Source organism: Limnohabitans sp., assembly GCF_031539105.1.
In the GTDB taxonomy this organism is placed as follows: domain Bacteria; phylum Pseudomonadota; class Gammaproteobacteria; order Burkholderiales; family Burkholderiaceae_C; genus Limnohabitans.
This window is the reverse complement of record NZ_JAVKLM010000018.1, coordinates 112,850-124,302: the sequence shown is the minus strand read 5'-3', so window position 1 is coordinate 124,302 and position 11,453 is coordinate 112,850. Positions and strand designations below refer to the sequence as shown.

Sequence of the window (11,453 nt, the reverse complement as noted above, 5' to 3'; positions counted from 1 at the left end):
ACTTTAAAAGCCGACTTGTCACGCGTGCGCGAGGATGCGTGCATGGATTTAAGTTTGCGCTTTTCCCCTTCTCGCAGTTACTTTGACTTGAGCCTTGATGTGCTCAAGGCTGATTTGCTGGCATCCGACTCTTTGGAGACGGCTGTGGTGTTGTCGCTTCTTTGTGACCGCACAGCTGGTGAGAGTGATGTGCCCGCAGGAAATGACCATCGCGGGTGGTGGGCAGATGCTTTCGCGCGAAACCAAAATGACAAGTTTGGTAGCCGCTTGTGGCTGCTGGCTCGCGAGAAGCGTACGCCTGAGACTGTTCTGCGGGCGCGCAGCTACATCATCGAAGCGTTGCAATGGTTGATAGATGATGGCTTAGCTACGGCCGTGGATGCCACGGTGTTTACAGCTGGTGCAGACTGGCTAGTGGCACAAGTGCAGATCAATTTGAAGACGGGTTCCCGTCAATATCGGTTTGAGTGGTCTGATGCAACACAGGCATGGATGCTTCAAGGTGAGGTGAACTGATGGCATTCCCACGCCCCACATTGCCTGAGTTGATTGACCAAGGTACGGCTGAATTTGAAGGTCGTTTACCGGGTGTTTTAGCGACTGTTCGACGCAGCTTGATTGGTGTGATCAACCGCGTATTTGCGGGTGGTTTGTCAGCGTTGTACCAATTCGCTGAATACCATTTCAAACAGGCGTGGCCTGATACATGCGACGTTGAGTACTTGGAAGATCACGGTGCGCGTAAAAACATTTATCGTATCCCCGCAGCGTCAGCAACAGGCATGCTGTCAGTCGTTGGCTCGGTGGGTATGCCAATGCCTACTGGTACGTTGTTTCAGCGTGCAGATGGTGTGCAGTTTGCAACTACGCTTGATGTGGTTGGTACAGGAGTAGCCTATTTGGTGCCTGTTCAAGCGTTAGATGCTGGGCAATCTAGCAATACGGTGAGTGGTGCGTCACTGTCGCTGGTCGCACCTGTCGCAGGGTTTGCCAGTGCAGCTACGGTAGCTTCTGAGCTGAGTGGTGGCGCTGGTGCAGAAATGAATGAAGCATTTAGAGCGCGCATTGTTGCCCGCTGGCGTATGCCTGCAAGTGGTGGGAATTTGCAAGACTACATTGATTGGGCTGAAGAGGTGGCTGGCGTCACGCGGGCATGGGTGTATCCCGGTGAACAAGGGGCTGGCAGCGTGGTAGTTCGGTTTGTACGTGATGCGGATGTCACCCCGATTCCAGATGCTGGTGAGGTGGCTACGGTGCAAGCGCATATTGATGCGGTGCGTCCTGTGACGGCGCGTGCCATTGTGGTGGCACCTATTGCTGTGCCGCTGAATTTGACAATTCAGCTCACGCCCAATACACCTGCCGTGCAAGCTGCTGTGACCGAAGATTTGGCTGACATGTTGGTGCGTGAAGCATCGCCTGGCTGTACGTTGCCAGTGAGCCATTTGCGACAAGTCATTTCAGATGCGGTGGGTGAAACAGACAGCATCTTGATTACGCCAGCTTCCAATGTGGTGTATGCCACAGGCCAGATGCCTGTGCTGGGAGTGATCACATGGGCGTGAGTGTGAGCGCATGGTTGAACGCGCTGCTGGCTATGTTGCCGCCCAGCAGCGTGATTGCGCGTGAACCTGATTCAGTTCTTTCACGATTTTTAGAGGCCGTCGCTGCTGCCTTTGCACGGTTTCAAAACGTGGTGGTTGATGTTGTGGCTCAGTTTGACCCACGCCGAGCAACGCATGCGCTGGAAGACTGGGAGCGTCTTTTTAGCACAAGCGGTAATGCATCGACTATGACTTTGCTTGATCGACAAGCGGACGCATTTGAAAAATACAACGACACGGGCGGTCAAAGCATTGCGTACTTTATAGCGTTGGCGGCAAGGTTTGGTGAGGTGATCACCATCACTGAGTTCGCGCAGATCAACTGCGATATGAATTGCAATTCGACGCTTTACTCAGATTTTGATGCTTTTGTGTGGCGGGTGAATATTCCCCATGCTGCACAAAACGTCGTAATGCTGACGTGCAATGGTAACTGCGATGCAGCTTTGCAAAGCTACAAGCCGAGTTTGATTGAGGGCTTATTCAATACGCGCAAGCCTGCGCAAACCAAAGTAATTTTTGCGTACCAAGGATAGAAGATGCAACGGATATCAACACTCTCGCGCCTACTGAATAAATTCGGTATTGGTAAAGATGGTTTCAAAGATGGTGATTTAGCCAATGGCATCGCAGCAACCAACCTGAATGCAGACTGGTGCAACGGTCTGCAAGAAGAAGTTCTGTCGGTCATTGAGCAAGCAGGACTGACGCCTAGCAATGCCACTTTGAATCAGATGATGACGGCCATTGCAACCTTGCAACGACAACAAACCAACACGGCTTACACGACCGCTGGTACTGCGCCTTTTTTCACAGTGACATTACCGACCAGTGCTGTGCCGTTAACAGTATTGAATACAGGCCTTCGTTTGCACCTAAAGTTTCATGCAGCAGGCATTGGTTTCAATAACACCTTGAATGTCGCTGGAACAGGTGCAAGATCCCTTAAGCAATATGATGGATCGGGAGGTAAGGTAGCAAGTATCGTCGCAGCAAATCAACTTGCAGACGTTGAGTACGATGGCACTGACTGGGTATTGCTTGGCCCTTCGCCCTTTTATTTGGCTACACAGACTGGGTTCCAGCAGAATTCCTACAGTGTGGCGACCGCTAGCGGCACCACCGACACAATTACCGCATCCTACACGCCAGCAATCGCTGAGTTGACTAACGGCATGACGCTGAATGTGCGCACGTCGTCGGCCAACACGTCGACTGCACCGACCTTCACCCCGAACAGCGGCACTATTGCATCCAAGGCCATCGTCAAGGGTGCAGGCGCTGCACTGGCTGCTGGCGACATCGCAGGCGGTGGCCATTGGATTGAATTGCAGTATGACCTCACGCTCGATAAGTGGGTGCTGCTTAATCCCGCCACGGGGATTTCTACCGTGTCTCAAAAACCAGGTGAGATTTGCTTCTTTGCTACCAGCACCACACCCGCTGGATTTTTAATGGCCAATGGCGCCAATGTATCGCGCACCGTTTATTCCGCTCTTTTTGCAGTAATCGGGACAAATTTTGGTGGTGGTGACGGGGCTAATACTTTCACCCTCCCTGATGCACGTGACAGGATGATTGTGGGTGGAAATACCGCTTTTACTCTTGGCTCTACTGGCGGTAGTAAAGACGCCGTGGTGGTATCTCATACGCATACAGCGACAGTCACCGACCCTGGGCACTCTCACTCATATAAGACATATGGTCTTGGAAATAACGGACTGACTGGAAACGCCTACACAAATACCGATTGGGGATATGGTACCTCCGGCTCTGCTACTACAGGCGTGAGTGTGACGAATGCGTCTACAGGCGTGGCTGGGACTGGCGCCAATATGCCCCCTTACATCTGCTTTGTCCCATATATCAAATATTAAAAGGTTAAAAGGTTAAAAATGAATATCTATTCTTTTGATCGTGAGACTGGTCTATTCACTGGTATTTCATTAGCAGATGAGTCTCCCCTTGAGCCTGGTGTGCACCTGATCCCGGCATTTGCCACACCGATAGCTCCGCCCGACTGTGCCGCGCGTGAGCGCCCTGTATTTCGTGATGGCAAATGGTCTGTCGTAGCAGACTGGCGTGGTGTAGATGTATTTGATATGCGTACTGGCGATACCAAATCTATTGAAGAGATTGGGGTCAGCCCCGCAGACATTGGCGCTACGTCAATCGCACCTCCCGCATCGATGGACCGTAAGACACGTGTCTTTGCTGACACAGAGTGGAAATATGTGCCCGACTGGCGTGGTATCCCGCTTTTTAGCATCACGGACGGAAGCGCTGTGAGCATCACTGATGTAGGTAAGGCCCCCGAAGACATTGGCGCTACGGATAAGGAAAGACCAAGTCCTTTTTATAAATGGGTTGATGGATCATGGGCGCTTGATGCTGTCGCCCACTTGGCTGCGATCAAGGCGGATGCGACTGACCGTATCGCCATCTTCGCAAAGTCAAAGCGTGCAATGATTGCAGGCACATCGGATGATGCCGAGATTGCTGGCTGGAGCAATAAATTGCGCATTGCGCAGGCCATTGTCGTAGGCACGGCCACCGACGGCGAGAAAGCGGCATTTCAAGCCGAGATTACGGCACGCGGCATCAAGGGCGAAACGCTCGAAATTTTCGTGCAAAAGGTAATCACGAACGCTGCGTTTTATGCGCAGGCTGTAGCTTTGATTGATGGGCTTAAGCGCAGGGCGCAAGACGCTGTTTCTGCTGCTAAGACTCCTGATGAGGTATCCGCTGTATTAGATTCCATGAAATCGCAAGCTGAAGCGGCGTTTGTTCAACTGATGAAGGGTGCTACGTGATGTTTGCTTTATTGTCTCAGTTGCTTGGACCATTGCATGATGAGCTTCTTTTTGCAGTCGTGTACATGTGGCTGTTCTACGTGTTTTATGTGTTGATCATGGCGGTGTACCGCGCCAAGTTGGCAGGCAGATTGGGCGGCTTGTCATTGCTGCTGCTGTACCCGTTTGTGGTGGTGGGAGTTCTGATGGATGTGTTGTGCCAGCTCACCATTGCTTCGCTCATTTTCTTTGAGCCTCCGCGAACGTGCTGGCAGGCTACTACGGTGACAGTGTGGCGCTGGTCGTTCGAGGTGACGTATTTGTACATCGAACCATTGGTGACTACGCGCCTCAAACGCTTGCACACAAGTGATATGGGGTGGCGCACCGCGTTGGCTGCCTATATTTGCCAAAACCTTTTAGACCCGTTTGATCCTGATGGGGATCATTGCTAAAAAAACAGGGCGAGTGCTGAGGGTGCGGTAACACCCAAAGCACCCGTCTCCGCCGTAACACGCACGGCATCAACCGAAGACCCTGCCACCTCTAGAGGTGAGGGTCATTATGAATGATGCCTATGTTGAAAGATATTCGTTGTGGCGCGTGCAGTAAGTTGCTGGCTCGCGCGTTGTTTGAGAGAGTCCAAATCAAGTGCAGCAGGTGCAGCACTTTGAATGATGTGAGGGCCAAGAGCCCCCAACTTGAGCGCCTTGGAGCGTCATGTGAAGGGGGAGTGCATGGTCAAGAAAAAGAGTCCGCTGGCATGGCTGGGCGGCAAAAGCAAATTGGCAGCTCAGATCGTTGAGCGAATGCCATCCCATACAGCGTATGTTGAGGTCTTTTCAGGCGCTGCATGGGTGCTCTTTAACAAGGTGCCGAGTAAGGTTGAGATCATCAATGACATCAACCGTGATTTGGTGATGTTTTACCGTGTGGTCAAGTATCATAGGTCAGCATTTCTAGAGCAGCTCAGCCAGCAACTAATTGCTCGCGATGAGTTCAAACGCATGTTGGTTACACCGCCCGAGGTGTTGACCGATGTCCAGCGGGCTGCGCGGTTTTACTATGTGTCTAAGCTGTCGTTTGGAGCCAAGCTGACCAGTCCATCGTTTGGTGTGGCTGCTACGGGTGGCCCTAGACTTAATTTAATGACGCTGGACGCGGATATTGCGGCGGCCGAAGCCCGCCTCAAGCGGGTGTTTATTGAAAACCTGCCTTATGAGACCGTACTTGCCCGATTCGACAAGCCAACAACGCTGTTCTACCTTGACCCGCCCTATTGGGGGCATGAGGGGGACTATGGTGCTGGCATCTTTGGACGCAGTGATTTCGCCCGTTTGAATGATGTTTTAAAGGGTGTAAAAGGCAAGTTCATCATGAGCCTGAATGATGTAGACGGGGTGCGCTCGACGTTCAAAAAGTTCAAGATTGAGTCTGTTAAGACGGTCTATTCGGCGGCAGCCAAGGGTGTGACCCCTGCCAATGAGGTGCTGATCACCAATTTCTAACCCCGTTTGTTGTCCACAGGAGGTATTCTTCTGTGGACAACTTTTCCTAAACGGACAAGTTTCCCTCGTTATCTCGTTCCTCGTGCTCTAAAAGCGTGGGCGTTTACATGTCCTTAAGGTCACTCCTCGAAAGCCCGCAAATACAGAGCCTTGGAGCGAAGAAAAAGGGCTCGGAGGTTATCCGAGCCCTTATGTGTGGTGGAGCTGGCGGGATTTGAACCCGCGTCCACAAGCCTTTTTCGTACAGTTCTACATGTGTAGTCGTCTGATTTGAGTCTCGCCGTGTGCGTCGCGCAGCGACACGCTACGCACCCAGCCAGTACCCTTTTTTCTCACACCACCTCAAGGTACCCGAGGTGATGCCAGCCCATATGTTTTCCCTTGCAGCTAGGAAGTCTTGCGACCCCCTAACCCAGCCTATCGGCCAACTGTTGCAAGGCTCACCGGATTAAGCGGCGAGTGCGAAACGTTCGTCGTTTGCAGTTAGTTTTTTTTCCGAAGATTAACGAGGATCAGAACCTCGACATGCCCTGCCACGCGTCCGAACCCATGTCGAAACCAATGCAGCCCCAAGTCTCTTATTTTAGGCCTCTGCCAGCAATTGCAAGAGCTTATTTGGTGAATCTATGTGTAAATCTGCGCGCCAAGTGCTGACGTCGGTCTTTTCGCCTAAATAACCGTAGGTGGCAGCCACCGTGGGCATGCCTGCGGCACGACCTGCGGCAATGTCACGCTCATCGTCGCCCACATACAAACACACCTCAGGCGGCAAGCCCAAACGACGCGCTGCTTCAAACAAAGGCTCAGGATGCGGTTTGGGATGTGGCGTGGTGTCGCCGCTCACTATGGCATGAGCGCTAGCAAACAAAGGCATGGCAGCCGTGAGCGGATCGGTGAAACGCGCCATTTTGTTGGTCACCACGCCCCAAGGCATTTGGCGCAGCTGGAGGTGTTCAATCACATCGTCCACCCCATCAAACACATAGGTGTGCACAGTCATGGCGGCTTCGTAGTTTGCAAAAAACTCTTCGCGCATGGCCATGAAGTTTTGATGCTCTGGCGTTATGTCAAATGCCACTTTCAGCATGCCGCGTGCGCCAGCACCTGCCAGCGGGCGGTAAAACTCATAGGGCAACGAAGGCATGCCACGGTCGGTACGCATTTTGTCAGCGGCCGCACCTAGATCGGGGGCACTGTCAATCAAAGTGCCGTCCAAGTCGAACAGCACGGCACGGATATGTTTCAGCATCACAGCGGCCTTTGCGTGGCAACCATATAGTTGACGCTGGTGTCACCACTCAGCCAGTAGCGGCGAGTCAGTGGGTTGTATTCCATGCCACGGGTGTGTTGCCAATCAAGGCCTGCTTCTCGGCAATCACGTGCCAACTCGCTGGGACGGATGAACTTGGCGTATTCGTGTGTGCCACGGGGCAACAGGTTCAACACATATTCAGCGCCCACGATGGCAAACAAGAACGACTTGGCGTTGCGGTTGAGCGTCGAGAAAAACACATGGCCCCCAGGCTTGACCAATTGCGCGCAAGCACGAACGATGGACGACGGATCGGGCACATGCTCTAGCATTTCCATGCAGGTCACCACATCAAAGCTAGCGGGCTGCTCAGCAGCCAACGCCTCAACCGCTACTTCGCGGTATTGCACGTTGGGTGTTTGCGCTTCTAACGCATGCAACTGCGCCACCTTCAGCGACTTGGTGGCCAAGTCAATGCCCAAGGCATGAGCGCCTGAACGAGCCATGGCATCGGTCAAGATGCCGCCGCCACAGCCCACATCCAGCACTTTTTTACCTTGCAAGGGCGCAATGCCGTTGATCCACTCTAAGCGTAATGGATTGATTTGGTGCAACGGGCGAAATTCACTTTCAGGGTCCCACCAGCGGTGGGCGAGCTCAGAAAACTTGGCCAATTCGGCTGGGTCAACGTTGGTGTGCGAGGCTGTGTTTTGCATGATTTGTATTGTCGTTCAAGCAAAAAGAAACCCCGCCGAAGCGGGGTTTCTTTTTTAGATCAAGTCAGATCAGTTCTTGCGGGTACCCACAACTTCGATCTCAACGCGGCGGTTCTTAGCACGACCTTCGCTGGTCTTGTTGCTAGCCACAGGTTGCTTCTCGCCTTTACCTTCTGTGTAGATACGGTTTTTCTCGATGCCTTTGGACACCAAATAAGCCTTCACAGCTTCAGCGCGGCGCACTGACAATTTTTGGTTGTAAGCGTCAGAACCAACAGAGTCAGTGTGACCCACGGCGATGATGACTTCCAAGTTAATGCCTTTAACTTTAGACACCAAGTCGTCCAACTTAGCCTTGCCAGCTGGCTTGACCACAGATTTGTCAAAATCAAAGAAGGCGTCAGCAGCGTAAGTCACTTTAGAAGCTGCAGCGACGGGAGCAGCAGGAGCAGCAGCAGGAGCAGCCTTGGGAGCGGCTACAGGAGCACCACAGCCAGGGGCGGCAGTAGCAGGTGTCCAATTGGCATCACGCCAGCAATCGCCAGAAGCGTTTTTCCACACATCGCCAGAAGCATTGCGCCAGTTGTCAATGTTTTGAGCCATAGCAGCAGTTGCCAAAGCAGCGGTAGCAACAAAAGCTGCCAAGTTCTTCAAGTTTTTCATGATTCACCTCTGAGGGATTTATAAGCCGCAGACCACTCTGCGAATTGAGGCATTCAAGGTGTCGTCACCTGAACGCTTAGAAATATTGTGCCATAACAAAAAGACACTACTTCTTCTTATAACAAGGCTTAACAAATTAAGCGCACGCTTGTTGCAAGTCAGCCACACAAAGGTGGGGTGCATATCAGCCTAAAATGTCAGGTTTCCTGCTTTACGGCCTCTTTCATGACCCAGTTCGCCAAAGAAACCTTGCCCATCAGCCTAGAAGAGGAGATGCGCCGCAGCTACCTAGATTACGCCATGAGCGTGATTGTGGGCCGCGCACTCCCTGATGCGCGTGACGGCTTAAAGCCAGTGCACCGCCGCGTCTTGTTTGCGATGCACGAGCTGAACAACGACTGGAACCGTCCTTATAAGAAGTCAGCCCGTATCGTGGGTGATGTGATTGGTAAATACCACCCGCACGGTGACAGCGCGGTGTACGACACCATTGTGCGTATGGCGCAAGACTTTTCGTTGCGCCACATGTTGGTGGACGGCCAAGGTAACTTCGGCTCGGTCGACGGCGACAACGCTGCGGCCATGCGTTACACGGAAATTCGCTTGTCCAAAATCGCTCACGAGATGCTGGGCGACATCGACAAAGAAACCGTGGACTTCGGCCCCAACTATGACGGCTCTGAAAAAGAACCACTGGTTTTGCCAAGCCGCATTCCCAACTTGCTGGTCAACGGCTCCTCCGGCATTGCCGTGGGTATGGCCACTAACATCCCGCCTCATAACTTGAACGAAGTGGTGGACGCGTGTTTGCACATGTTGCGCCACCCCGAGGCGACCATCGACGAGCTGATGGAAATCATCCCGGCCCCTGATTTCCCGACCGCCGGCATTATTTACGGCATCAGTGGCGTCAAAGACGGTTACCGCACTGGCCGCGGCCGCGTGGTCATGCGCGCCAAGTGCCACTTTGAAGACATCGACAAAGGTCAGCGACAGTCCATCATCGTGGACGAGTTGCCTTACCAGGTGAACAAAAAGACCTTGCAAGAACGCATGGCCGAATTGGTTCACGAAAAGAAGATTGAAGACATCAGCCACATCCAAGACGAGTCCGACAAGTCGGGCATGCGTTTGGTGATTGAACTCAAGCGCGGCGCCGTGCCTGAAGTCGTGCTGAACAACTTATATAAACAGACCCAACTGCAAGACACCTTCGGTATCAACATGGTGGCCTTGATTGACGGTCAACCCAAGCTGTGCAATTTGCGCGACTTGATTGCTGTTTTCTTGGGCCACCGCCGCGAAGTGGTCACACGCCGCACCATCTTCACACTGCGCAAAGCCCGCGAACGCGGCCATGTGCTGGAAGGTTTGGCTGTGGCTTTGGCCAACATCGACGAGTTCATTCGCATCATCCGCAATGCGCCTACGCCGCCCGTGGCCAAGGCCGAGCTGATGACCAAGTCATGGGGCAGCCAACTGGTGCGCGAAATGCTCACCCGCAGCCGTGCCGACGGCGGTGTGATCAACGCCGACGACTACCGCCCTGATGGGCTGGAAAAAGAATTCGGCATGGGCAACGACGGCCTGTACCGTTTGAGCGACACCCAAGCCCAAGAAATTTTGCAGATGCGTCTGCAACGCTTGACAGGTCTTGAGCAAGACAAGATCGTCAACGAGTACAAAGATGTGATGTCTGAGATCGACGACTTGCTCGACATCTTAGCCAAGCCAGAACGCGTGTCCACCATCATTGGTGACGAACTGACGGTGGTGAAAAACGAATTCGGCCAAAGCAAGCTCGGCGCACGCCGCAGCGTGATTGAGCACAACGCCCAAGACTTGGGCACCGAAGACCTGATCACGCCCACCGACATGGTGGTCACGCTCAGCCACAGTGGCTACATCAAGAGCCAACCTCTGTCTGAATACCGCGCCCAAAAACGCGGCGGTCGCGGCAAACAAGCCACAGCCAACAAAGAAGACGATTGGGTGGACCAACTCTTCATCGCCAACACGCACGACTATTTGCTGTGCTTCTCCAACCGTGGCCGTTTGTACTGGCTTAAGGTGTGGGAAGTGCCTGCGGGCTCACGCGGCTCACGCGGTCGCCCCATCGTCAACATGTTCCCTCTGCAAGAGGGCGAAAAAATCAACGTCGTGTTGGCCTTGACTGGCGAAGCACGCACTTTCCCTGAAGACCAATTTGTATTCATGGCCACGTCCATGGGCACGGTCAAAAAGACCTCGCTCGACGAATTCAACAACCCACGCAAGGGCGGCATCATCGCCGTCAACTTGGACGAGGGCGATTTCTTGGTTGGCGCAGCCCTCACCGACGGCAAGCACGACGTGATGTTGTTCAGCGACGGCGGCAAAGCTGTGCGTTTTGACGAAAACGACGTGCGCCCCTTGGGTCGCAGTGCCCGCGGTGTGCGCGGCATGATGATCGAAGATGGACAAAGCGTGATTGCCATGTTGGTGTCCGAACAAGAAGACCCAAGTGCAGTGACCGACGAAACCGTGGCCCGCGCCAGCGTCTTGACCGCCACTGAAAACGGCTACGGCAAACGTACCAACATCAGCGAATACACCCGCCACGGCCGGGGCACCAAAGGCATGATCGCCATCCAGCAATCAGAGCGCAATGGCAAAGTTGTGGCTGCCACCTTGGTCCAGGCCGACGACGAAATCATGCTCATCACCGACACCGGGGTGCTGGTGCGCACCCGCGTGGCTGAAATTCGCGAAATGGGTCGCGCCACACAGGGCGTGACCTTGATTGGTTTGGACGAAGGCGCCAAACTCAGTGGCTTGCAACGCATTGTTGAAAACGATGCCAACGCCCATTTCAGCGAAGGTGCTGAAGACGACAGCGCAGAAGGCGGCACTGACGCCCCAAGCGAAGGCTAATCGAG

General features: G+C 53.4%; 12 protein-coding genes and 1 other RNA gene. 9 read left to right on the top strand and 4 right to left on the bottom strand.

The genetic code is table 11. The features are described from left to right. Positions 1 to 42: 42 nt before the first annotated feature. The 8 genes from RMR24_RS05195 (at position 43) to RMR24_RS05165 (ending at position 5,904) form a co-directional block, all read left to right on the top strand. The gene (locus tag RMR24_RS05195) at positions 43 to 516 is read left to right on the top strand and encodes a phage GP46 family protein (RefSeq protein ID WP_310614019.1); all 474 of its coding nucleotides are present in this window, start codon (positions 43 to 45) and stop codon (positions 514 to 516) included. Further along, entirely contained in the window at positions 516 to 1,565 is a 1,050-nt protein-coding gene (locus tag RMR24_RS05190) for a baseplate J/gp47 family protein (protein ID WP_310614018.1), read from the top strand. The genes RMR24_RS05195 and RMR24_RS05190 overlap by 1 nt, the downstream gene beginning before the upstream one ends. Next, entirely contained in the window at positions 1,556 to 2,140 is a 585-nt protein-coding gene (locus tag RMR24_RS05185; protein ID WP_310614017.1) for a putative phage tail protein, read from the top strand. The genes RMR24_RS05190 and RMR24_RS05185 overlap by 10 nt, the downstream gene beginning before the upstream one ends. A 3-nt stretch (positions 2,141 to 2,143) precedes the next feature. Continuing rightward, on the top strand, positions 2,144 to 3,481 hold the full coding sequence (locus tag RMR24_RS05180; protein ID WP_310614016.1) for a phage tail protein: 1,338 nt from the start codon (positions 2,144 to 2,146) through the stop codon (positions 3,479 to 3,481). An 18-nt stretch (positions 3,482 to 3,499) separates the two neighbouring features. After that, on the top strand, positions 3,500 to 4,417 hold the full coding sequence (locus RMR24_RS05175) for a hypothetical protein (RefSeq protein ID WP_310614015.1): 918 nt from the start codon (positions 3,500 to 3,502) through the stop codon (positions 4,415 to 4,417). Beyond that, positions 4,417 to 4,851 (top strand): hypothetical protein, encoded by a 435-nt coding sequence (locus tag RMR24_RS05170; RefSeq protein ID WP_310614014.1) that lies wholly within the window; start codon positions 4,417 to 4,419, stop codon positions 4,849 to 4,851. Before RMR24_RS05175 ends, RMR24_RS05170 begins: the two co-directional genes overlap by 1 nt. A gap of 113 nt (positions 4,852 to 4,964) precedes the next feature. Further along, entirely contained in the window at positions 4,965 to 5,201 is a 237-nt protein-coding gene (locus tag RMR24_RS13515; RefSeq protein WP_405023310.1) for a Com family DNA-binding transcriptional regulator, read from the top strand. Further along, positions 5,134 to 5,904: a DNA adenine methylase gene (locus RMR24_RS05165; protein ID WP_310614013.1), complete on the top strand. Its 771-nt coding sequence runs from the start codon at positions 5,134 to 5,136 to the stop codon at positions 5,902 to 5,904. The genes RMR24_RS13515 and RMR24_RS05165 overlap by 68 nt, the downstream gene beginning before the upstream one ends. A gap of 196 nt (positions 5,905 to 6,100) precedes the next feature. Here the strand turns inward: RMR24_RS05165 and ssrA are convergent. The 4 genes from ssrA to ompA all read right to left on the bottom strand — a co-directional run bounded on the left by ssrA (position 6,101) and on the right by ompA (position 8,535). Continuing rightward, positions 6,101 to 6,475: a transfer-messenger RNA gene (gene ssrA / locus RMR24_RS05160) on the bottom strand. A gap of 12 nt (positions 6,476 to 6,487) precedes the next feature. Next, complete coding sequence (gene gph, locus RMR24_RS05155; RefSeq protein WP_310614012.1) at positions 6,488 to 7,153, bottom strand: phosphoglycolate phosphatase; 666 nt, start codon at positions 7,151 to 7,153, stop codon at positions 6,488 to 6,490. Next, positions 7,153 to 7,872 (bottom strand): bifunctional 2-polyprenyl-6-hydroxyphenol methylase/3-demethylubiquinol 3-O-methyltransferase UbiG, encoded by a 720-nt coding sequence (gene ubiG / locus RMR24_RS05150; protein ID WP_310614011.1) that lies wholly within the window; start codon positions 7,870 to 7,872, stop codon positions 7,153 to 7,155. The genes gph and ubiG overlap by 1 nt, the downstream gene beginning before the upstream one ends. Positions 7,873 to 7,941: 69 nt before the next feature. After that, entirely contained in the window at positions 7,942 to 8,535 is a 594-nt protein-coding gene (gene ompA, locus RMR24_RS05145) for an outer membrane protein OmpA (protein ID WP_310614010.1), read from the bottom strand. Between the two features lie 225 nt (positions 8,536 to 8,760). Between ompA and gyrA the strand changes: the two genes are divergently transcribed. Next, positions 8,761 to 11,448 carry a DNA gyrase subunit A gene (gene gyrA / locus RMR24_RS05140; protein ID WP_310614009.1) on the top strand — a complete coding sequence of 896 codons (2,688 nt, stop codon included), beginning with the start codon at positions 8,761 to 8,763 and terminating at the stop codon, positions 11,446 to 11,448. The last annotated feature ends 5 nt before the right edge of the window (positions 11,449 to 11,453 follow it).